Raw genomic sequence first — 22,495 nt, forward strand, 5'->3', positions numbered from 1 at the left:
CAGCCCACCCGGACTCAACCCCACCACCACCGACACCTTCAGCACCAACGACACAGACACGGGCTTCCCAGAAACCGAGCAATACTGAACACCGCACCCCGCCGGCCCGGGAAACACCCCGCAGACAGGGAACAGGAAACCTCCACACCGTCCCCCGCCCCGAGGCAGCCCCCGGCCGGACCCCGTACACCCCTGCCGACGAGGGCGGTTGGCCACCCGAGCGGGACCGGCTCAGGGGTGCCCCGGGTTTCGGAGCCGCGGACCGCCAGGATGACCCGTGCCTCCTGCGACCGGTCGACGCGGTCCTGGAGGTTACCGATCGCGATCAGCTGAGCTGCCGTGCGACGGATCCGCTGCGCATGTTGGCGTGCCCACTCTCGTTCAGCGCGCCGAATACGGCGCTCTCAGGCCTGCCCGGACTCGCTCGCTCTGTGTGCGCGGCATCGTGCCGTCTGGTCGGGTGTGGGCCCGGCTGAGCTGAAGGTGTCGCCACTCTGCCGCCCGACGCCCGCTGAACTCCTGCCATTGGGCGATACGAGCCCAGGCGACCTTTTGGGTGCGGGCGAGCGAGGCGAGTCTGAGTCCGTCGTGCTCGAGCTTCTCGCGCAGCATCCGGATGACCAGCAGCGCGGCGCGCACGTCGGCGCCGGTGGCGTCGGGCAGCAAGGTGCCCTCGGCCCACTGGCAGATGCGGTCGTAATTCCGTGCGACGTCCATCAGCCGTCCCGATCCAGTCGGGCAGGCGCGTGCCGCTGAGCGTGGTGAGGGCCGTCCCAAAGGTCAAGGCCGGCCTCCAGGCCATCTACCTGTCCGGCCGGCGGAGGGCCGCCGACGTCAACCTGGCCGGGCACACCCACCACCAAGGTCCAGCCGCCGGGCACGGCCTGCTCGGCGCGCCCCAACTCCAGTCCGCTGAGCGGCTGAGCACAGTCGAGGCAGGCGGTCGCCTGTCGCCATACCGGTTTCACCACCGTGGCCAGCCCTGAAAGCGCTCTGAAACCGCGCTGAATGGGGGGTCGACCAGGCTCTGCGGCATGACGACGACGGCCCCGTCAGGGCCAGCGGCCCGGGAGGGGATCACCATGAACGGCCTGCAACTGATCCGTCGGCACGCGGCGGCTTTCGGGCGCTTCGCCGGGCTGGGCAGTGTGGTCTCCCTGGCGGCCTCCGCAGCCCTGATCCTGCTTTCGCGGTGGATTCCGTGGATGGCGGCAAATGCGCTGACCACCATCGTCTCCACCATGGTCGCGACCGAGCTGCACGCTCGTGTCTCGTTCGGCCACGGACGGCCCGGTCTGCCCGGCCACCTCAAGAGCGCGGCCACCACTGCCCTCGGATGGCTGGTCACGTCCGCTGCGGCCGGCGCGCTGGCCACGCTTCGCCCCGGCGCCGGACTCGTCCTGCAGCAGACGGTGTACCTGTCGGCCACCGCGCTCGTCGGGATCGGCCGCTATCTCGTACTGCGTCTTGGTGTGTTTGCCCAGCGCACCCCTCGGCCCCGACCCGACGGCGTGCGGCTGCGGGCCGCGTACGGCCCGATGGTGTGAGGGCAGGCGGGGACAGGACTGCGGCCCGGGGTCTGGGCCGGCGGCGCGCGCCTTTGGAGTCGGCAGTAGCACGGTCAGGCGGTCAGGAGGTTGCGGCGTAGGTCCAGAAGTCGCGCATCCAGAGGGGGAAGGCGGGGCCGGGCAGGCCGCACGGGGTGAGGAGGATGGCGACCGTACCGGTGGCCGGGAGGATGTGGGCGGCGGTGCCGGTGCCGCCCACCCAGCCGTAGCGGCCGGGGACGTTCCAGGGCTTCGCAGAGGTGACATCGACCGATCCGCCGTACCCCCAGCCCTGGCCCTGCAGGAAGAGGGAACCCTCATCGCGCTGCACCGCGGTGAGGTGATCCGTCGTCATGAGGCGCACGGACTCCGGGGAGAGCACGGTGCCGCCGCCGGCCAGCAGCATCCGACCGAAGGCGAGCCAGTCCGCAGCGGTGGCCACCAGGCCGCCCGCACCCGAGGGAAAGTCCGGCGGGGTGGACCAGGCGCCGTCGGGAGCGTCGGCGAAGATCAGGGCGCCGTCAGGGTCGGTCCGGTAGTAGGGGGTGAGGCGGTGTCGCGCCGCGGCCGGTACGGCGAAGCCGGTGTCCACCATCCCGAGCGGCTCGAAGATCCGCTCGGCCAGGAACTCAGGCAGCGGGCGCCCCGCCGCCCGTGCGACGAGTACTCCCTGCAGGTCGGAACTGGCGTTGTAGAGGAACGCCTCTCCGGGCTGACGCAGCAGCGGGATGCCGGCGAGCGCGGCAACCCACTCGTCCGGACTCGCCGACGGACGCGGCCCGCCGTTGTACACGGCCACGTCCGCGAACAGCGGCTGAACGGCCGGCGCGGCGAAATCCGCCCCGAAGCCCCACCCCGAGCGCGACGACAGGACGTCTTCCACGGTGATGGGACGGGCGGCCGGCACCACGTCGTCCAACCCGCTCGCGGGCGTGCGGACGACCACCGGGGACGCCAGCTCCGGCAGCCAGCGCGCGATCGGCGCGTCCAGGGTGAGCATGCCGTCGTCGACCAGCGCCAGCACGGCGGCGGCAGTCACGGGCTTGGTGACCGAGGAGAGCCGGAACAGAGCGTCGGCCTTCAACGGCACCGAGCCTCCGGGCTCCGCCGATCCCACGGCCGCGACCTCCACGTCGCCGGCGCGGTCCACCAGAGCCACCGCCCCGGGAAAGACCCCCTCGGCAACGTACTTCTCCAACATCACGGTCAGGTGGCTCATCAGGCTCAGCCTCTCGTTGTCGGCACCGAGTACAGTTCCAGGACCGCCCGTCCGCCCGAAACTCATCGGTGCCGACCCACACAACCAGCCTTGCCGACCCTCGGCCAGGAACACGTCGACGACGCCCAGGGAGCCCGAGAAGCGGGCGGCATCGATCAGCCCGGTGCAGCCGGTCCGCCTGGTGGTCGGCGCCCCACTCGCACCCTTGGGAACACCCCCGAGTACGGGACAAGGACCAGGTCGCGCGGCGTGTCAGATGCCGGCCCGTGTCATCCCCGCCCTGGCCGGTTCAGTTGGCCGCTTCGGGCTCAGTGCTGGGGGTCGTCGTCACCGAAGTCGGGGAGTTCGGTGGCCAACAGGTGCTCGGCGCCGCCTTCGAGGGCTTGGGCCGTCCCGGCGGAGCACGGTCTTCTCACAGGCGTGGAGGGCGCCTTCGACTGTCGCCGCGTTCGCCAGGGACAGGGCGGGGTCGCTCGCGTCGAGCATGGCGAGGCTGACGCCGACGCCCAGCGGCGGCATGAGGTGGGCGGCGTCGCCGAGCAGGGTCCCCGTCGCGTTGTGCTCCCAGGAGCGCGGCGCGGGCAGGGCGAAGGTCTGACGGTTCACGCAGGAGCCGTCGTTGTCGGTGATCGGCTGCTTCCTGCGGGGCGACCAGCAGGCGTAGTCCTCCAGGAGGAGCCGGGCGCGGATGACGTCGGTGTCCCGGGGCGTCCGCCAGCCCTCGGCGATCCAGTCGACCGCGACGCGCCGGATCGGGTAGACGCAGATGTGGTCGTTGCGGTCGTGGCGTCGCACCGGCCCAAGCCCGAGGGGTGGCATCCCGAGGCGTCCTACCGTGGTGCAGGTCCGCCGACGGCGCCACGTCGTGGAGCCATTCGTCCAGGTGGGCCCGTTCCTTGCTCATTCCGCGGGGCCACAGGCGGTCCGCGAGCACTCGCTTGCCGTTCCGTGACGAGGTGTCCTCATAGATCCTCTGCCAACTGGGAACGCCGCGTGGGCGGGGCCGCCGGCTGCGGTCCCACCCACGCGGTGCTGTCCCGGGTGACCTCCCGGGGTGTGACGTCAGCGCAGGCCGAAGGCCCGGGTGATCGTCTGCGAGACGGTGTTGCCCGCGCTGTCCCGGGCGCCGACCCGGAGGGTGACGAAGTCGGCGGACCGCGGCGCGCGCAAATTCGTCCGCCATCCGTCGTCGCACCGGCTCAGGTCGGTCCGCTGCCAGGTCGCACCGTCGTCGTACGACACCTCGACGGTCGGCTTCCCGATGGTGGCGGTGGTGCCCGGCAGGTGCGAGGCGGTCACCGTCAGGCCGGCGTGGCGGTCGGCACGGCCGGACTTGTCGGTGTCCACGCCGTAGTCGAGCTGGATGAGCGGCAGGGACACCGCCGCATCGCTGCCGGTGACCGCGGAGGTGAAGTCCCACTCGGTAAGCGTGTGCGTCGAGTACGGGTCGGCCCAGGTGCCGCGGTCGTTGTCGAGGACCAGACGGTAGGGCAGGCGCTCGGCGCCGAGGCCGGGAACCTGCAGGTACTCGGCGTTGCCCCAGTCGAGCTGCTGGTCGCCCTGGTAGAGCGACATCCAGTCCTTGACGTCGAAGTTCGCGCCGGCGTCGCCGACGTGGCCGGACCCCGAGTCACCCCAGCCGGGCGCGGTGATGTACATCGTGTCGAGGTAGCGCACCGGCTGGTAGTTGATCGGGCCCATGCGGGGCCGCTGGATCGGGCCGAACCAGCTGACCTTGCCGGTCTTGCGCGCCGGGTAGTTCAGCGGGTCGATCGAGTGCTGTCCGGTCTCGCCCTGGATGAAGGCGTCGTCAAGCCAGGTGGTGCCGGCGGTGACCCAGTCGGTGCGCTCGCCCTGGGCGGGCGCGGTGAGCTGGTTGCCGACGGCCCAGCCGCGCCAGACGTCCGGACGGAACTCCATCGCCTTGCCCTGCCGGTAGTTCCGGAAGGAGACGTTCACCCGGCCGAGGTCCTTGGACTCCTCACGCCAGGTCGGGTCCGCCGGGACGGCGCCCGTCCAGTGGTGCACGACGTCGTAGACGTAGTCGGTCGTGGGGTGCGAGGTGACCTTCAGGGACACCGCGCCGTGCCGGAGTTGGCCGAGCAGGTCGGCGCCCTGGTCGGCGTTGAGCGTCGCCACCGTCACCGGGGCCGGGCTCGCCGGGCTCCAGGGGTTCTCGTCCCAGGGCTGCAGGCGGCCGACGCCGTCGTTGACGACCAGCAGCAGCCGGGCGCCGGCGGCCGCGGCGGCCTCCGCCTGGGCCTTGATCCCTTCCGTGCCGGCGCCGCGCACCACGACGGCCTTGCCACGCACGTTCTGCCGCGCGAGCTCCTCGGCCGTGCCGTCACCGGCGAAGACCGCCGTCAGGTTCCGGGTACCGGCGGGCAGCGGTGTGGCCGCCCGCTTGACCAGCGGGTCGTTGAAGGTCGTCGACTTCGTGCTCACGGTCAGCGCGGGCTGCTCGAGGCGGAAGCGGGCGCCGGTCTCGAACTCGCCGTCGGTGACCTTCTTGCCGGTCGGGAGCGCCCAGATGCTGTCGTACGACGGGTCCGGCAGCATCGACGTCTCCACCAGGCTGTCGGTGAAGGACCGGTGGGCGTCCAGGCGCGGCGCGACGGCGGTGGTCTGCTGCGGCACGCGCGCCAGGATCCGGCGTGCCTTGCGGCCGTCCAGGGTGACGGTGCGGTCCTGGTCCAGCTTCACGTCGTTGAAGGCGAGCAGCACCATGCCGCGCGAGTGCGGGCCTTCGGCGCCCTGCACGTCACCGGTGAGCCAGCCGCTGTAGCTGCCGACGGGCAGCCGCACCGTGCCGGTGCCGGACGCGTCGAGGTCCATCACCGTGAAGAGGTGCTCAGCGCTGAGGACGACCCGGCCCTCCATCGGCTTGCCCGAACGGTCCTTGGCGACCACGGTCAGATTCTGCCGCTGGCCCTCCCGGGCGGCGCCGATCAGGGTCCGGGCGCGGACCGCTCCGCTGCCGTCCGTACCGGTGATCATGGCGCTGACCGACTGGTCGCCGCCCAGCTTGTCCAGATCCGCCGTCAGGGTGACCGTGGCGGTGCCGTGGGCGGACACGGTGACGTGGTCGGCGGACAGGCTGAACAACCCTGCCGGGACAGTGCCGTTGACCGCCAGGTCGAGGTTGGCCGGAGCGTCGCCGACGTTGGTGTACGTCACCGTCTGGACGTCGGTCTCCCCGGGCTTCGGGGGCCACGTGTGGAAGCCGGAGTAGGCGGTCGTGGTGGCGAAGACCGTGGTGTGCGTGGCCGCCAGCGCGTCGAGCCGGCCGGCGCCCGCCTGGTACGGGGTGTACGCCGGGGTTGCCTTGGCGCTGCTGACCAGCGCCTCCTTGAGCTGGGTGCCCGTCCAGTCGGGGTGCTCGGAGGCGAGGAGCGCGGCGGCACCGGCGACGTGCGGTGTCGCCATCGACGTGCCGCTCATCGTGGTGTAGTAGCCGGAGCCGCGCTTGTAGTGCGAGCGCGCCGCGACGATGTCGACGCCGGGCGCGGTGATCTCCGGCTTCAGCCCGCCGTCGCCGTCACGCGGGCCCTGGCTGGAGAAGTCGGCGAGCGTGTCGTTGGAGTCGACGGCGCCGACGGTCAGCGCGGAGTCCGCGGTACCGGGGCTGCTGATGGAGTGCGGGCCGCCGTTGCCCGCCGCGATCACGAACAACGCGCCCGTGTCGTGGCTGAGTTCGTCGACGGCCTGGCTCATCGGGTCGGTCTTGTCACCGCCGCCGCCCAGGCTCATGCTGATGATCCTGGCCTTCTGGTCGCGGGCGGCCCACTCCATGCCCGCGATGATCCAGGATTCCTGGCCACTGCCCTCGGAGTTGAGCACCTTGCCGACGGCCAGCCGGGCGCCGGAGGCGACTCCCCGCTCCTTGCCGTCGGAGGCACTGCCGGTGCCGACGATGGTCGAGGCGACGTGCGTGCCGTGGCCGTTGTAGTCGGCTATGTCGTCCTCGCCGGGAACGAAGCTGGCGCTGTCGGACACCTGCCCGACCAGGTCCGGGTGTTCGGTGTCCGCGCCGCTGTCGAGCATCGCGACCTTCACGCCCTGGCCGGTGTCGCCCTCCGCCCATACCTTCTGCGCGCCGATCTGGGCGGTGGAGTCGGCCAGGTCGGCCTTCACCTTGCCGTCGAGCCACACATGGGCGACGCCGCCCGCGAAGGACGGCTTCGCGGACCGGGCCGCCGCGCCGGAACCCCCGGTGAGCGAGGACCAGAACTCCGGTGCCTGCTTGTGGTTCTGCGCGAGGGCCGCGCCCTGGATGCTGTCCAGGCGGCGGACGTCGGTCGAGCCGGCCATCTTCGCCCGGGTGCGGGCCTTGGCGGCGGCTCCGGTGTAGCGCACGATCAGCGGCAGCCGGGAGCTGTGCGCGTCGTCGTAGCCCTCGGTGATCAGCCGCGTCACGTTGAAGAGCTGCTTGTCGAGTTCGCCGGCGCTCACGTACGGCAGGGCGGCGTCGGGGTAGACATAGGTGGCGCCGTCCACGACAGCGCGGTGGAAGCCGGTGGTGGCTCCGCTCGCGGCCTGGAAGGAGCGCACGACGGTGCCGTCGGCGGCGGTCCCGATGGTGACCTTGTCACCCGTGATCAGGGTGACGGTGTGCGTGCCGGCATCGCCGGGTGTTGGGTGTCCGGCGTGGTTGTGCGACACCTCATCGGCGGAGTACGCGGACACAGTGGCAGTCGCCGGTACGACGCCGAGTGTTAGCACGGCCGCCACGGCGAGGGCGATCGGCCCGGGCCGGGGGATGGGAACCTTGGGCAAGGAAGACTCCTGAGACGCGGCGAAGAGCGAAAGATCACTGGATCCTCCGGCCTCCCCCGCCGTCGTTCAAGGGGTCGCCCATGTCGCTCTTGCGCCATGGCACAGTTACGCCGCGAGCAGACGGGGTCGTCGGCCACCGCGCGTCCTGGGGGACGGCTGCCCCCCACGAATTCGGCGTGTCGAGGGACGGAGCAACGGGCCCGCGGGGCATCCCGATCGGCGCCTCGGCGCATGCCCCCTCCGCCGGGGCGGACGCCAGATGCGGCGGGCCCGCGCTGTCACGTCATCGACGGGTGACGGGCCTTGCCGACGGGCCGACAGCCCCACAGTCGGTCCCCACTCACCCGTCCGCGCTGGTCTGCCCCGGCGACCGGGTCGGGTCGTGTGCCGGCTGCCAGCGCGGGACAATCCGGCACGGGAGCGGCGGCTGCCCCCTGCGCCCGCGGTGCATGGCGGCGGTGGAGCCGGAATGGGGCTCGGCTGTCCGATACGTCCGCACCCGCTCCTGACCGCAGCAGCAGAGCACCGGGCAGGATGCGGGTGGTCCCGGTGGCGGCGGAAGTGCTCCCTTGCCGAGTTGCCCCAGACGGCCGAGTCCCAGTGGTTCCCGCGCCAGCGGGGGGAGCGGCGTTCAGGATCACCCCTGGCTGGTACGCACCAGTACGCCGTTGGCCCTGGCGGCGTACTCATGACGGGCGTTCTTTGCGATCTCTCGTTCGGCCTCTTCACCGAGGTCGACGCCCTGCATCTCCGCGATCGCACTGGAGGATCACGCCAACGGATCCCAGTCCGCTTCCGAAACAGGGTTGCCTTGATCATCCTCCTGTGACGGGCCCCTCGCTCTCCACACCGCCCGCTCAACAGGCACATGCGGCTCCAGCGGCGCGACTCCGTGTACCAACGGCGCTGTCCGCCGGCCGCGCGGGAATCGGGGCGGGAGAGCGCACCGGAGGTACAGCGGTGGCCCGATGCCGCCGAGTGACATATCCATTGACTAGCAAAGTCGGCGAACTAGGGAGAACGGTGCAATGACCTCAGGCGACGAAGCAATCACCTGTCCGTTCGACTTCAGTGAGGGCTTGGAGTTCGATCCCTCCCTGACGGCGCTCATGGACCGTGGTTCCATCGCCCGCATCCGGCTGCCCTACGGTGACGCCGATGCCTGGCTGGTCACCGGCTTCGAGGGGGTGCAGCAGGTGACCACTGACCAGCGGTTCAGCCGGGCGGGGATCATGGGGTCCGACTTCCCCCGGCTGACGCCGGAGCCCATCGTCTCCGCCGAGTCGATCAATGTGATGGACCCGCCGCACAGCAGCCGCCTGCGCCACCTGGCGTCGCAGGCATTCACCCAGCGGCGGGTGAACGCGATGCGAGCAAGGATCACCCGCCTCGCGGACGCCCTGCTCGACGAGATGGCCGAGCAGGGACCGCCGGCGGATCTCGTAGCCCATCTGTCGAACCCCCTCCCCCAGCACACCGTCTTCGACCTGTTCGGCATTCCCCAGGGCGACTGGAGCCTGATGCAGCAGAACCTGCAGCGACTCCTCGCCACCGGCCCGGACAGCCGTACGACCGCCGCAGCCGCCAAGACCGAACTGCGCGACTACTTCACCACGCTGGTCAAGGAGCGGCGGAGTGATCCCGGCAACGACCTGATCAGCGCGTTGGCCACCGCGAAGGACGGCGAGGACACACTCGACGACCAGGAGGTGGCCGTCATGGCGCTCACGCTGACGCTCAGCGGGCAGGACACGGCCACCTGCCAGATCAGCGACATCTGCTACCTCCTCCTGACAGAGCCCGAACTGATGAAACGCCTGCGCGACCGGCCGGAGACCCTCACGGACGTCCTGAACGAGCTGCTCCGCGTCATCCCTTTCCGCAAGGGAGTCGGCATTCCCCGCGTGGCACGGGAGGACGTGGAGATGGCCGGGGTGCGGATCAGAAAGGGCGACTTCGTCCATGTGTCGTACCTGACGGCGAACCGCGACCCACAGCGATACCCGAACCCGCAGTCCATCGACCCCGACCGGCCTCCAGCCCCGCACATGACCTTCGGCTGGGGCGGACACCGCTGCATCGCCGTACCCCTGGCCATGGCAGAACTGGAAGTAGCCATCGGACGGCTGCTGGAGCGGTTCCCCGATCTGCGGCTCGCGGTCCCACCTCAAGAAATTCGCTGGGACACCGACACAATCCGGCGCTTCCCGATCGAGTTGCCGGTCGCCTGGTAGGAGACCCGCACCGATCCCGTCACGCCTGCCCAGCCCGAGCCCGGCAGGCACACCCAGCACCTCGCAGGAGCCACACCGCGAACCCGACACGGAAAGGACTTCCCCATCGCGAGGTCAGGCCACAGTCGTGACGGGAGGTGAACCTCGGCGGCACTGTGCAACACGGATCATCGCCCACAGCACGTTCAGGTATCGGCGCGCGAGCGCGAGCAGGGCCTGCTTGTGTCCTTTCCCCTCGCTGCGCTCGCGTCGGTAGAACGCCTTGGAGGCGGGGCAGGTGGTGATGCTGACCATCGCCGAGAGGTACCGGCTCCGCAGCAGTCCTCCGTGGTAGCGGCGCCCGGGCCTGCGCAGGTTGCCGCTGACGCGACCGGAGTCGCGAGGTCTGGGTGCCAGCCCGGCGAAGCCGGCGAGCCGGTCGACGTTGCCGAATGCGTCCCTGTCACCGCCGGTCCCGGCGATGAACTCGGCGCCGAGCCCGGGTCCCCTGCCGGGCAAGCTGAGGATCACCTCGGCGGGCAGCGCGACGGCGTCCGCGTCCCATGTCAGCGGGCCGGCCGCCGGTACCGTCGCCGGCCACACCGCCCGCACCCTGACCGACCTTGCGCGATGAGTTATGACACCAGTGGTGGGGTGGTGGTGGGAGTATCCGGGTGCTTGTGCCGCATCAAGCAACTTTGGCCCCTGCCTGCTGCTTCTCGTTGTGTGTAAGAGGCGGCAGTCAGCAACCGGTGTCTCGGTCCGTGGAATTAGGTCGACGTGTGACCGCGCAGTGATCAGCATGGCGGCCATGGTGGACACTTCCCTGTACGCGGCCTTCTTGGTCGCCGCATTCGCCCTGTGCCTCACTCCAGGACCCGACATGATGTTTGTTGTTGCCATGGGCGGACGCGGAGGGCCGACTACGGGCATGATGGCGGCTCTGGGGGTGGCATTCGGTGCCCTGGCGCATGCTGTTGCCGCCGCGCTGGGCCTCTCGGCGCTCTTCACGTCACTGCCGACGCTCTACCACGTCCTGCGCTGGATCGGTGCGGCCTATCTTCTCTACCTCGCGGTTAAGGCGTTCCGTGACCGCTCCAGCCTCGGCGGCGATGAGGCTGCGGCCACCGGAAGCCCTGTCCCGGGGCGGGTCCGGGCGTTCCGGCAGGGGGCCGTCACCAATCTGCTCAACCCGAAGGTGATCTTTTTCAATGTGGCCTTCCTGCCGCAGTTCGTGAACCCGGCCCTCGGGCACACAGTGGGGCAACTCCTGGTCCTGGGGCTCACGCTGGTACTCGTGGGCTTGGCAGTTGATGCCTCGATCGGTCTGATCTCCGGCCGACTCTCGTCGCTGTTGCGGCGCAGTCGCCGCGTGGCTCGCGGACTCAATGTCTTCAGCGGCACAGTCTTCGCAGGACTCGCGGCTCGGCTGGCCGTTGGGTCCGATTAGAGCTGCTTCAGGCGACGTTTGTCCTGTCGACGACGGCGCGTAGGCGCCGGTCGTCGGCGTGGCGGTTTCGCCAGATGATGTAGCGGCGGATCATGCTGCCCTGCTCCTTGTGATCGGCGTGGTCCGTGCCGTCGAGGGCGAAGTAGCGCAGGGCCGTGAACTGAGCCTCGATCCGATTCAGCCAGGAGGAGTTCGTCGGCGTGTAGGCGATCTCGACGTTGTTCGCCGCCGCCCAGGCCCCGACGCGTTGGCATCTCTTCGTGGTCAGGTGCGGGGGGAAGTTGTCGCAGACGATCGCGATCCGTACCTCGGGTGGGTAGAGCGTGCGCAGATAGCGGCAGAATTCCAGGAACTGCGTCCGCTTCTTGACCGGTTTGATGTGGCCGTAGAGCTGGTCCTTGGCCAGGTCCAGGGCAGCGAAGAGGTGGCGTACTCCGCCGGAGCGGTTGTAGGTCGCCCGGCGCCTCCGGCGGGGCTCACGGTCGGGATCCTTGTGCCTGCCACCACGCTCGGCCCACTGCCGTCCGGGGTGTGGCATCAGGTTCAGCGGCCCGAACTCGTCCAGGCAGAACACGACATCGGGTTCACCGTCCTCGGGTACGCCGTCGCCGTCGGCGATGGAGTAGAGGTGTTCGACCCGGGCTTTCTTCGTGGCGTAGTCGGGATCGCGTGAGGTCTTCCAGGTCTTTACGCGTTGAAAGGAGACGCCTTCCTCGCGGAGCAGGATACGCAGGCCCTCGTGGCTGATGTCGTCGACCACCCCCTCGGCGACCAGGAAGTCCGCCAGTTTGGTCAGGCTCCAGGTTGAGAAGGGCAGGCCATGCTCGACCGGCCTGGACTTGGCGATCTTCTTGATCTCCCGGCGCTCGGGCAGCGTGAAGGTCTTCGGCCGTCCGCCGTTGTACTTCGGGTACAGGGAGCCGAAGCCGTCAGTGTTGAAGTTGTGGATCACGTCCCGGACCCGGTCGTCACTGGTGAACGCCACCTCGGCAATCTTCGCCACCGCCATGCCCTACGCGGACAGCAGCACCACCTGGGCCCGCCGCCAGGTCACTACCGACCCCGTGCCCCGGCGGATGATCCGCAGCAACCGCCGTCCCTCTTCATTATCGATCTCACGAACACGTACTCGTTCTGCCACCCGCACAGCCTGATGGCTCAACCCCATCCGGAACAGGATCTGGGCAGCGCGTCACATCACAACAGGGCGAACGTTGCTTGGCACGGCACTAGTCAGCCTGCAGGACGAAGAACAGGAAGCACAAGAAGCGCGGCTTGGCCGCGATGACTTCGGGGAACAGCTCGCGGGCGGCTGGATCAGGCTCTGGCTCGCTGATGACCGTTATCCGGAAACCGGCACCGGTGAAGGCCTCGATCGTCGCGTGCAACGGCCTGTGCCAGATACTCATCAGCGAGCTCTGGCCGCCCATGGTCCACTCTTCGGTCCAGTTGGTGGTGTCGAAATAGTTGTACTCGGCCTCTCGGCCGGCCTGGCGGTGCATGAGGTTGATGGCAAAGGGATGGTCGACAGAGGCGATCAGCCGACCGCCGGGCTTGAGTACGCGTCGCAGCTCGGCCAGCGCCGGCCCCCAGTCCTCCAGGTAGTGCAGCACCAGGGACGCGACTACATCGTCGAACGTGTCATCAGGGTAAGGAAGCGGGTTGCCCAGGTCGGCCACCTGCAGGTCCGCACCGTCGCCGAGCCGCCGCCGGGCCAGCTCCAGCATCCCGGTACTCGCGTCGAAGCCGCTCACGACGGCGCCACGGTCACGCAGCGCCGCGAACAGGGGACCGGAACCGCAGCCGGCGTCGAGGATCCGTCGGCCGGCCACGTCTCCGGCGAGGGCCAGCATCGCGGGCCGCTCGTAGTAGGCATTGATGAGGTTGGTTTCATTTTCGGACGCGTACGCCTCGGCGAAGCTGTTGTAGTCGTTGACCTGCGGCCGATCCACAGTCACCGCGGACGACGAGGTGACCTAGGTGGAACTCGCCTGCTCTTGGCGCTCGTTGGAAACCATGGTGCGGGAGACGTGTGCCGCATCAGTTCGGTTCCTGGCCGCTCCCGCTCGCCCTCACTGCCTTGAGGATCCAACAAGGAGGGGAAGAGTGGGCTGCCACTGCCCATGGGCTCGGCCGACGTCCCGACCAGGCCCACCGCTCAGAGCGGCCCGGCCATACCGGCCCCAACGAGCCGTTCGTCCAGGCGTCACGACCACCGTTAGGTCATGTCGGCCTCAGGAACAGGCACTCTGTGGCGCTCTGGGACGCCTCGCCCGCAGCCGGGGCCTTGCGTACGCAGCAGGCCGACTCGCTACCGGAGCCTCCCACTGTGCTCGGTCACTCCTACGGCGGGTCAGTGACCTCGGTTCCTGCGGTCCGCAAGCGTTCCGCCACCAGGGCGAAGTGTTCGGGACGGTGGTACAGGCCATGAACGAGCACCACGGCGACCAACGCGCATGCCTCCTCGGGTCGGTGTCAGACGAGTGATCCATAGGACCCGTCAGCCGTATTGCCGCAGCAGTCCCTCCACGTACGCCTCCAGCCGTTCTCCCAGTACCGCGGACGTCAGATCGTCCCGTCCCAGGTCATGCCACGGCCCGGCCAGCTTCGCCGCGTCGGGGCAGTAGTGCAGGGCGTCGAGCAGCCGCCAGTACAGGTGGTCGGGGTCGTCGGCGAGGTCGCGGCCGCCGTGTGCCTCGTACCGCTCGCGGAAGCCCAGCCCGTACGCCGGCCCGTGCAGCAGCGCGAGCGCGGTCGAGCAGTGCGCCACGTCGAGGTCGGCAGGTCCCCACGAGGTCTCGACCCAGTCGACGACGCCGGTGATCCGCAGATCCGGCCCGGCCCCCGTGAAGAGCACGTTCCCGGGGTGGAAATCGCGGTGCAGAAAGCACCCTTCGTACGGCGGCGGGTCGCGGCGGATCACGTCCACGGCCCGCTCCCACAGGGGACCGTCCGGGGTGCGGACGCGCTCCGGGGACGTCCACGCCTGGTACGTGCGCGGTCTTTGGTCCGGTACGACGCCGTGGACGCGGACGAGTTGGGCCGCGAGCAGGTCCAGGCGCCGGTCGAGGTCGTCCTCGTCGACGCGGACGCGGCCGGGCAGCGCGGACATCAACAGGGTGGGATGGTCGCAGTGCTCGGCCGTGGCGTCCACGGCGACGAGATCGGGTGCCGGGATGCCTTCCTGCCCGGCGAGCTGTGCCAGGACGGACGCCTCGCGGGCCAGCAACCCGGGTCCGTGGTGGCGGAAGAACGGTTTCACGAAGGTGCGTTGCACCAGGTCCGTGCCGTCGTCGAGCGTGAGCCGGCGCATCTGGGAGCTCCAGCCGCCGCACAGGAGGCGGGAGTTGGTGACCGAGAGGCCATGACCGAGCTGTTTGGCCACCCACGCGCGTGTCGCCGTCCAGCCACGGTCGTCGAGGCCGGTCAGTACCGCCTCCACGAACTCCCGGCGGTCGTCGCCGTGATCGCGGAACCACATTCCCAGCTGGTGCTGTGCGTCCGGAAGGTCGAACCGCGTGTACTGGGCGCGTGCGGCCAACGCATCCTGTACGGCCTCGGTGACCGCGGGCGGGATCACTGCGTCCGTGCCCGGCACGGCGAGCACCGCCCGGCCCTCGTAGGCCCGCAGCGCCTCCAGGGCGGGCGCCTCCCGCCAGCTGTCCTGCTGCCGGATGATCCCGCTGAAACGGCCGTTCCCGTCCTCGAAGTACACGTCCCACGCTTCGGCGGTGTACACGGCGGGCGCGCACAGCCCCAGGGCTGTCACTCGATCCCCGTAATGCCGGACGAGATCGGCCACCGTCTGCCCGCTCATGCTGAATCCCACCAGGACCAGCGGCCCGTCTGCCCCCGCGTACGCGTCGATCACCGCGACGGCCTGCTCGAACCGTTGCCGTAGGCTTGACTCCCTCAGTTCGCCGGTGCTTTCGCCGTGCCCGGAGAAGTCGAAGGCGACCCCTCGACAGCCCTGGGCCACGAACTCCCGCACCAGCGGAAGCAATCGCTCAGTACTGCTGGTGCCTGCGCCATGCAGCACTACGGCGGTGACCCCGGCAGGATCACCGCCGTACACACCGCTGAGTCGTTCACCGTCGTGGTCGTGCGTGAAGTCGAAGAGCATGCCCTCCATATTCACTCACGCCGTGGCCTCCGTCTTTCGAGAGTGTCACCGCAAGCATCCTCTTCCATGCCCGCTCACCGGCCAACTCACCTGAACCAGAGTGCTGTTCGGACCCTCGCCGACCATACGAGCGGACAGCAAGTGAGCCGAGGGGCACGCTCAAACACCCTGCGCCTCCGAGGCCCCCTGGCCGGGAGCAACGCCCTTGCAGCCATTTGACCAGCGGATTCATACCCGCAGCGGCAACTCCCGACGCTCCAACTCGTGCACGATCTGCGGCAGTTGAGCCCAAACACCATTGATCTGCCGGGTCGGCCCCGACGGCCCTGGACCACCCTCCGGCGCCGTGGAACCCGACGGGACGGCCGGCCCCTCACCGTGCCCAACGAGACGAAACGGCGCGCCAGATGACCCAACGAGCCGTCACGAAGGATCGAGGTTGGAACTGAAAGACAGTCGGGAGCATTTTCGCCGGACGGCTGTGATCCAGCTCTCAGTACAAGCGTGCAGCAGACTCGGGCGTGGTCACGTCGTGGAGGGGTGACAGGAGCTCGGTACCGTCACCAAGAAGGCCGTCAAGGGCTGCAAGCCGGGCTCGGTGATTGGGGTGTCCCCGCACACCCCAACGATCGTCCACAACGGCGACACGGTCAGCTTCATCGTCTGCATCGGCTGAGCCGACATCCGAAGGGCGCCCGCCCCTGCGCCAATCAGGGGCGGGCGCCCGTCAAAGGATCACACCAGGATGCGACCCCCTGCACCGGAACGCTGGTGAACGTCGGTGCGGGCGCCGGAAGATCGGCGGCTGCACGTGCCCCCGCTACACCCGACGACCCTGCGGCGCGCTCGTTCTGGAGACCGTCTGGCCAGGGAGATGTACGTCGTGCCGGGGTCGTCGGGGTCCGCCACGGTCAGCGAGCGCGACGGATCGTCGTCGGGGATCAACGTGGTCGTCTCCTTCACAGGTCAGTCCAGTGAGCGTCAGGCGCCGGGCGTGACGACGACCTTGCCGCTGGGCAGTGCGCCCGCGGCGGCGTCAGCGTGCAGGGCCGGCAGCTCGGCCAGCAGCACCCGCCGGGCGACCTCGACGCGCAGTTCGCCGCCGTCGATCAGCTCCACCAGGTGCGACAGCTGCTCCGCGTCGCTGCGGACGAACAGGTCGATGCCCCGCACGCCGCGCTCCTCATCGGTGGGCGCCGGCATCCACACCGTGGTGTTCACCAGGACACCGCCGGGGCGGATCAGGCCGAGGAGCGCATCCAGCTGTGCCGGCTCGACCGGCGCGAGGTTGAGCACGACGTCGACCGGCCGGCTCACCGCCGCGACGACGTCGGTGACCATGTGGTCGATGATCTCGTCCGCACCCGCGGCCGTGACGCGCCGGCTGCTGCGCGGACCGGCCGTGGCGATCACGAAGGCACCGGCCTGCTTGGCCAACTGCACGGCGTAGCCGCCGACCGCTCCGCCCGCGCCGTTGATCAGCACGCGCTGCCCGGACGTCAGCTTGGCGTGCTCGAACAGCGCCTGCCACGCGGTCAGGCCCACCAGCGGCAGCGCGGCCGCGTCGGACAGCACGACGCTCTTGGGCGCCGGTGTCAGGACCTCAGCCGGTGCCAGGACATACTCCGCGGCGGCGCCGGTCCCCGCCATCGGCAGGAAGCCGACCACCTGGTCACCGACCTGGATGCCGGTCACGCCCCCGCCCAGCGCGTCGACCGTACCGGCGACGTCGATCCCGGGTGTGTGCGGCAGCGTCACAGGGATCGGCCCCTGCATGAAACCGGCGCGGATGTTGGCGTCGACCGGGTTGAACGATGTCGCCGCAACACGGACCCGCACCTGCCCGGCGCCGGGAACCGGCTGCTCCACGTCCTCGTAACGCAGGACGTCGGGGTCGCCGTACTGGTGAAAACGCACTGCCTTCATAGCTTTTCTCACTTTCGCCCGAGGGGTCGCGGTCGCCTTGCTCTGCATGCGCAGCAAGGCACGGCGTCTGCGGCGCCGGGCACAGCCGGCAGACGGTAGATCGTTGTGGAGGTTGAAGCGCCAGCCAAGCGTAGGAACAGCCGTGCGTAGAAAGGGTGTACGTTCGCGACACCGGATGGGATTCCGGCGACAACCTCATCGGGACGGAGGACACATGGCGAGCAGGCCGCGATTCCTCGGTCCGGGCGACAAGGTGGGCACGTTCACCGTCGACGCCGACTCCACCGGCACCGGCCGGCCAACGTGGGAGCCGTTCATCGACACCTGGAACAACCGCATGGGAGACCTGTACCCGCTGCCGGAATTCAGCGCTTCCACGGTCGACGGCTTCCAGGGAACGATGCGCTCGGTGGCCCTGCAAGACACCGCCATAAACGAGCTCTGGGCATCCTCACCCGTGACCACCCAGGCAGTCGGGACGTACGAGCACGATCAGATCAGGTTGTACGTCGGGCTGCGCGGCGCGGTGACCCTGCGGGACCCGCACGATCAGGGCGGTGACGCGTACGTCTCGGCCGGCACCTACTTCATGCACCACGTCGTGGCGGAGAACCACTTCCACACCACACCCGTGATCGGCACCCGCATCTTCATCTTTCCCGGTGACGCTCTGCGGCCCCTGGTCGCCAGGAAACCGCGCGCCGGCCTGGCCACCTCGCCCGCGGCGCAGATCCTCATGGCGCACACCAGCATGGTGCAGCGGACCGTGAGCGACCTCAGCCCGGCGGCCGCGCACGCGTCCCGCAACGCCCTGCTCGAACTCGCCAAAGGGCTGATCCTCGACGACTTCGACGACCGCGAGCCCACCTTCATGCCGGCGCTGGCACAAGCGGCCAAGGACCTGGCCGATGCCCAGCTCACCCACGCCGAGTTGTCGCCGGCCACGATCGCCGCGCAACTGCACGTCTCCCTACGCACCCTGCAGCGGACCTTCGCGAGTCTGGACGAGCCGTTCAGCGCCTACATCCGCCGCCGACGCCTGGAGGAAGCGGCCGAGGCGCTCACCGCCTCCGGATCACAGCTCAGTATCTCCGAGGCCGCCGCGCTCTGGCATTTCACCGACAGCAGCCACTTCATCCGCGCTTTCAAGAAGCAATACCACGCGACACCAGCGCAATTCGCACGCCGCCTGACGTAACGACCCAGCCGGCCGCCGCGCATAACTGCTTTTCGCCGTACAGAGCACGTTCGGGCAGCGGATGCGGATGCGGGACCACGCCTACGCGCAGGGGTATACCGAGATGCACCCCCGAGGAACAGATGCTCACGCATCCCATCTCCAAGGTCGCGGACGTGCACGGAGACGCGATGGACCCGGACGGCGAACGAGCTGTCGCCTCCCGCATCAAAAAGCAGACTGGGCACGAGCGGGTGTTCATCTCTCACCGCCCGACGAGCACCCGGGCCTTTTACCACGTGCGGCCGGCGGACAGCCCGGGCCTCACGCTCAGCTCCGACCTGCCGTGCAGGGGGGAGGTCACGACGGGCGCCCAGCGTGAGCCCCGCTGCGACGTGCTGATCAATACGACGTGCTGATCAAGCAGGCTGCGGAGAAGGCCCCGCCCCGTTCCCCTGCTCATCCCTCGCCCCGTGCGCTCGTACGTGCCCGGCGCGCGAGGCCCGTCCGGGCGGTGCTGGTGGGCGGTTTCCAGGCTGCCGTATCCCTCTGTACGAGGCTCCCCCGACGAGCTACGCCCACTCCGCACTCTGACCCGCGGCAGCCAGGTCAGGCCTGAACCGGAATGCACTATTCCGTGACATCCATCACAGCGGATCCGGGATCTAGGCGTGCCGGATAGTAGAGAGCACTCTGACGACATATGGGATTTGTCCGTCTTGGGGCGCGCATACGTCGCGCCTGGATTCACGACTCTCCGCCCGCGAGCCACCCTCATGCGTTCTGCGCACACGCAGGGATTTGACGGGGCGACAGAATTCCGCAGCGACCCCGGAAGCCGGACCAGCGCGCCCCACTCCCACGACAAGGGCCGCCCGGGTCTACGAAGCGAGCTAGTACCGAGGCCCTTTGCACTCCGCGTGAAGACTTCCTAAGAATGACGACCCGCAGGACGCCGCCGCAGCTCAGGAGCGGGTTACTCATGGGAAAACATCGTAAGAACACGCATTACCGGCGGATAGTCATCGCTGCCGTCGCCGTGGGCGCCGTGGGCATACCGTCCGCCGCCATGGCCTGTACCAACTGGCCCGACAGCGGCGGACACCGGTCCAACAGCGCCGAGAACAGCGCCACGAATGACGCGTGGGTAAAGAAGGACTGGTGGAACGACGCGAACTGGGGCCGCCCCTGGGACGCCAACCAGGCCGGCGAGCCCTCGCGGACGGCATCGGCGGCGCCGAGCGCCCCGAAGACTCCTCACGCCCTTGCGAGCGCCGGAAAGACGACCGCGCCGAGACCGAAGGCCACAGCACCTCGGCACACCGCACGGACCACCGCTCCCAGGCCCAGCACCACCGCGTCGCCCAGCACCCGGCACACCACCGCCGCCGCTTCCGCAGCCCCCAAGCCGTCGAGCACCCCGAAGGCCACGGCGACGGCCACGGCCACGGCCACGGCCACGGCCACGGCGTCCGGAGTCGTCGCTCGCATCGTGGAACTCGTCAATGCCGAGCGCAGCAAGGTCGGCTGTTCGGCCCTGACCCTGAACACGACCCTGTCCAAGGTCGCACAGGCACACAGTGAGGACATGGCGCGTCACCAGAACATGTCGCACGTCGGCTCCGACGGCTCCTCCCCCGGAGACCGGATCACCAGTGCCGGGTACACCTGGAGCGCCTACGGGGAGAACGTGGCCTACGGTTACGCCTCTCCCGAGCAGGTCATGGCGGGCTGGATGGCCAGTCCTGGCCACAAGGCCAACATCCTCAACTGCACGTTCAAGGAGATCGGCGTCGGTCTCGCACAGCCCGACAGTTACTGGACCCAGGACTTCGGCACCGCCCGTTGAGCGCATGCCGCCTGCCGTCGAGGTGAGCGCGATGGCACTGGTCAGCGTGGTGACCATGAGGACGGTACGGGCGGTGAGCGAGCCGACGATCGCCGGGACGACACCCGCGTACAGACCGGCGATCGGACAGACCGGCAATCGGGTCGAACCCTGCGATCGACGCGTACGCCATGTGCCCGCCGGGGTGGAGAAGAGCCCGGTGACCAGACCCGCGCCGACGTCCGAACGGTTCGGCCTGCCCAGCCCTGGAGGCAGTCGCCAGATGAAGCCGCGTCCCGTGCCGGCTCGTCGGTCCGCCGCCGGGCCTCGGTTCACGGTGTGCCGATGGCGCCTCCGGCACCCCGGCCAGGCACTGGGTGATCTGGGCGCGTTCGGCGGCCTCCAGGAGTCGCGGATATGCACCGCTGGTACCGACAAGCACGGCCAGTTCATCGGGTGCGAACACCGACGGGACCTTGATCTTGTTTGTGCCGCGATCCGCTCTCCGAGTGGCTCAGGCGAGAGCCCGCTGGTCCCCGTCTCGGGGGCGGCGATCACCGCCGTCAACTGGGCGTCGCGCCCAGGCGGGACATAGTCGGACAAGACATCGAAAGGGTACAAGCCGCCCGTGTCGAGTGCCGGGTGGATCTCCAGGTCGGCCGGGACGACCCGCTCGTCGCCGGTGAAGTCACCGATCGGCCGCCCCGCACCGGTGGCCATCCGGGCCTTCACCCACCGCTCGCGCACCCTGCCGACCAGGTCCTCCTCTTCCCAGCGGGCCAGACGGGCTGGTGCAGTGACCGGATAGGTTCACCGGCTGCCTCCTGATCGTTCCAAAGAGTCGCCGGGTAGGCTCCTCCGATCCTTGGTCGAGAGGAGTTGCTGAGTGGCCCGGTCAGGTGGACCCGTTCTGCGTACCCAGAGGCTTGTGATGGAGCCGATCCGCCGCGAGGACAGCGACGATCTCTTTGCGGCTGTGGTCAGTCAGGACAGCGTCATGCGATGGCTGGCGACCGGCCGGGCGGACAGCCGATCCGCGTCCGAGGCCATGTGCGACGACCACGTCGCCCACTGGAGCAGACACGGCTACGGCGACTTCGCGGTAAGGGATGCCGCAACGCACGCGTTTCTCGGTCGGGTGGGACTGCGTAATCGGGCCCAGCACGGAGTCGACCTCGGTTTCGCCCTGCACCCACGGGCGCAGGGCCGTGGGATCGCCGGCGAGGCGGGCCGTGCGTGCCTGGATCTGGCGTTTCGCCGTCTCTCGCTCCCTGTTGTTTTCGCGTTCGTCCTGCCCGGCAATACGGCCTCGATCGCGGTACTGCGCCGCCTGAGCGCACAGCGGACGGGACTGTCCAGTCGAGTGGCCTGCATTGTCTGCGCTACCGGTTTGACCCCGCCGCCATGGCCGCTGCGGAGCATGTGCTGGACGACGGCGGTGCGGACCTCCAGCTGGTCCATGTGCCGGGCCCTGGTTCTCCGGATGACAGAGCCGCACTCCGCGATGACCTGCCCGATCCCTTCGGGGTGAACGGGCTCGGTCTGGTGTGGGCCGACAAGGAGCACACCCTCACCGGTGTCCTTGAAGGCCGGCCGGTGGCTTCCGCGGGATGGCTGCTGCGGGACGTGGCCTTCGATGGATTGCCGCGCCGTGTCGCGGGGTTGGGCGGTGTGCTGGTGCACCCCGCTTATCGAGGCCGGGGCATCGCCCGGACGGTGATCAGTGTGGCGGTCGAACACGCACGAGCGGCTGGGGCCGAGACGATGATTCTGCTCTGCCGCCCCGACCTGGTCCCGCTCTACACGCAGTTGGGATGGAGCCGGCTCTCGGTGCCCGTCACCGTCCAGCAGCCCGACGGCGCGCGGACCTCGCCACTGACCACCATGATCTACGACCTGGCCGGCCTGCCTCGTCCAAGCATCAGTGTGGACCTGAGGGGCCTGCCCTTCTGATGCGCTGAGCGGGATTCACCGTGTGGTCAGGCTGCGTCGGCAAAGGGACGTCCGCCCCAGCGGATGCCTTTCTCGATGCGGATGCGGGCGCGCTCGCAGCGTTGGGCGGCCGGCACGTCGGGGTGGCGGGCATGGGCGTTGCGCCAGGGCAGGTAGCGGTGCAGGGCTTTGGTCTGAACGGTGTGACACTGGCCCACTTCGGTGCGGAGACGCGCGGTTCGGCCACGGTGGAGACCATAAGATCCCCATCGCCCGTACCCTTCGTGGTGTCCACGGCGTCACA

General features: G+C 69.4%; 14 protein-coding genes and 7 pseudogenes. 8 read left to right on the forward strand and 13 right to left on the reverse strand.

Annotated features, from left to right (window positions below; genetic code table 11):
• Positions 1–381 precede the first annotated feature (381 nt).
• Complete coding sequence (locus tag ABZ642_RS45555) at positions 382–717, reverse strand: hypothetical protein (protein WP_360497375.1); 336 nt, start codon at positions 715–717, stop codon at positions 382–384.
• Between the two features lie 365 nt (positions 718–1,082).
• Between ABZ642_RS45555 and ABZ642_RS45560 the strand changes: the two genes are divergently transcribed.
• Complete coding sequence (locus ABZ642_RS45560) at positions 1,083–1,547, forward strand: hypothetical protein (protein WP_360497378.1); 465 nt, start codon at positions 1,083–1,085, stop codon at positions 1,545–1,547.
• Positions 1,548–1,629: 82 nt separating this feature from the next.
• Here ABZ642_RS45560 and ABZ642_RS45565 read toward each other — a convergent pair whose 3' ends face one another.
• From ABZ642_RS45565 to ABZ642_RS45580, 4 genes and pseudogenes are all read right to left on the reverse strand, one after another.
• Positions 1,630–2,766, reverse strand: a complete 1,137-nt coding sequence (locus tag ABZ642_RS45565) for a serine hydrolase domain-containing protein (protein ID WP_360497381.1) — start codon at positions 2,764–2,766, stop codon at positions 1,630–1,632.
• A 327-nt stretch (positions 2,767–3,093) separates the two neighbouring features.
• Positions 3,094–3,561 carry a hypothetical protein gene (locus tag ABZ642_RS45570; RefSeq protein ID WP_360497384.1) on the reverse strand — a complete coding sequence of 156 codons (468 nt, stop codon included), beginning with the start codon at positions 3,559–3,561 and terminating at the stop codon, positions 3,094–3,096.
• Positions 3,562–3,607: 46 nt separating this feature from the next.
• Positions 3,608–3,736: pseudogene (locus tag ABZ642_RS45575) on the reverse strand (DUF488 family protein); the annotation flags it as partial.
• A gap of 92 nt (positions 3,737–3,828) precedes the next feature.
• Positions 3,829–7,542 carry a S8 family serine peptidase gene (locus ABZ642_RS45580; RefSeq protein WP_360497387.1) on the reverse strand — a complete coding sequence of 1,238 codons (3,714 nt, stop codon included), beginning with the start codon at positions 7,540–7,542 and terminating at the stop codon, positions 3,829–3,831.
• A 1,028-nt stretch (positions 7,543–8,570) separates the two neighbouring features.
• Between ABZ642_RS45580 and ABZ642_RS45585 the strand changes: the two genes are divergently transcribed.
• Complete coding sequence (locus ABZ642_RS45585) at positions 8,571–9,776, forward strand: cytochrome P450 (protein WP_360497390.1); 1,206 nt, start codon at positions 8,571–8,573, stop codon at positions 9,774–9,776.
• Between the two features lie 114 nt (positions 9,777–9,890).
• On the opposite strand, the pseudogene ABZ642_RS45590 reads toward ABZ642_RS45585, so the two are convergent.
• Positions 9,891–10,292, reverse strand: a pseudogene (locus ABZ642_RS45590) (transposase); the annotation flags it as partial.
• A gap of 16 nt (positions 10,293–10,308) precedes the next feature.
• On the opposite strand from ABZ642_RS45590, the pseudogene ABZ642_RS45595 reads away from it, so the two are divergent.
• Both ABZ642_RS45595 and ABZ642_RS45600 read left to right on the forward strand, forming a co-directional pair.
• A pseudogene (locus tag ABZ642_RS45595) lies at positions 10,309–10,383 on the forward strand (tat (twin-arginine translocation) pathway signal sequence domain-containing protein); the annotation flags it as partial.
• Positions 10,384–10,566: 183 nt separating this feature from the next.
• Positions 10,567–11,205: a LysE family translocator gene (locus ABZ642_RS45600; protein WP_360497393.1), complete on the forward strand. Its 639-nt coding sequence runs from the start codon at positions 10,567–10,569 to the stop codon at positions 11,203–11,205.
• 7 nt (positions 11,206–11,212) lie between these two features.
• Here ABZ642_RS45600 and ABZ642_RS45605 read toward each other — a convergent pair.
• The 5 genes and pseudogenes from ABZ642_RS45605 to ABZ642_RS45625 all read right to left on the reverse strand — a co-directional run bounded on the left by ABZ642_RS45605 (position 11,213) and on the right by ABZ642_RS45625 (position 17,254).
• Positions 11,213–12,346 (reverse strand): annotated as a pseudogene (locus ABZ642_RS45605) (IS630 family transposase).
• Positions 12,347–12,434: 88 nt separating this feature from the next.
• Positions 12,435–13,163, reverse strand: coding sequence for a class I SAM-dependent methyltransferase (locus ABZ642_RS45610; RefSeq protein ID WP_360497396.1), 729 nt, complete (start codon positions 13,161–13,163; stop codon positions 12,435–12,437).
• Positions 13,164–13,563: 400 nt separating this feature from the next.
• A pseudogene (locus ABZ642_RS45615) lies at positions 13,564–13,656 on the reverse strand (alpha/beta hydrolase); the annotation flags it as partial.
• 49 nt (positions 13,657–13,705) lie between these two features.
• Complete coding sequence (locus tag ABZ642_RS45620; protein ID WP_360497399.1) at positions 13,706–15,328, reverse strand: alpha/beta fold hydrolase; 1,623 nt, start codon at positions 15,326–15,328, stop codon at positions 13,706–13,708.
• A 981-nt stretch (positions 15,329–16,309) separates the two neighbouring features.
• Entirely contained in the window at positions 16,310–17,254 is a 945-nt protein-coding gene (locus ABZ642_RS45625; protein ID WP_360497402.1) for an NADP-dependent oxidoreductase, read from the reverse strand.
• A gap of 214 nt (positions 17,255–17,468) precedes the next feature.
• Here ABZ642_RS45625 and ABZ642_RS45630 point away from each other — a divergent pair, with 214 nt between their 5' ends.
• A complete protein-coding gene (locus ABZ642_RS45630; RefSeq protein ID WP_360497405.1) occupies positions 17,469–18,452 on the forward strand; it encodes a helix-turn-helix domain-containing protein in 984 nt (327 codons plus the stop codon).
• A gap of 1,236 nt (positions 18,453–19,688) precedes the next feature.
• On the opposite strand, the gene ABZ642_RS45635 is transcribed toward ABZ642_RS45630, so the two are convergent.
• The gene (locus ABZ642_RS45635; protein ID WP_360497407.1) at positions 19,689–19,922 is read right to left on the reverse strand and encodes a hypothetical protein; all 234 of its coding nucleotides are present in this window, start codon (positions 19,920–19,922) and stop codon (positions 19,689–19,691) included.
• A gap of 1 nt (position 19,923) precedes the next feature.
• Here ABZ642_RS45635 and ABZ642_RS45640 point away from each other — a divergent pair, with 1 nt between their 5' ends.
• From ABZ642_RS45640 to ABZ642_RS45650, 3 genes and pseudogenes are all read left to right on the forward strand, one after another.
• Positions 19,924–20,280 carry a CAP domain-containing protein gene (locus ABZ642_RS45640; RefSeq protein WP_360497410.1) on the forward strand — a complete coding sequence of 119 codons (357 nt, stop codon included), beginning with the start codon at positions 19,924–19,926 and terminating at the stop codon, positions 20,278–20,280.
• 910 nt (positions 20,281–21,190) lie between these two features.
• Positions 21,191–21,580, forward strand: a pseudogene (locus ABZ642_RS45645) (GNAT family N-acetyltransferase); the annotation flags it as partial.
• An 83-nt stretch (positions 21,581–21,663) separates the two neighbouring features.
• A complete protein-coding gene (locus ABZ642_RS45650; RefSeq protein ID WP_360497413.1) occupies positions 21,664–22,212 on the forward strand; it encodes a GNAT family N-acetyltransferase in 549 nt (182 codons plus the stop codon).
• Positions 22,213–22,238: 26 nt separating this feature from the next.
• On the opposite strand, the pseudogene ABZ642_RS45655 reads toward ABZ642_RS45650, so the two are convergent.
• A pseudogene (locus tag ABZ642_RS45655) lies at positions 22,239–22,397 on the reverse strand (IS630 family transposase); the annotation flags it as partial.
• Positions 22,398–22,495 lie beyond the last annotated feature (98 nt).

Origin of the sequence: Streptomyces sp. NPDC007157 (genome assembly GCF_040634235.1) — a bacterium.
In the GTDB taxonomy this organism is placed as follows: domain Bacteria; phylum Actinomycetota; class Actinomycetes; order Streptomycetales; family Streptomycetaceae; genus Streptomyces.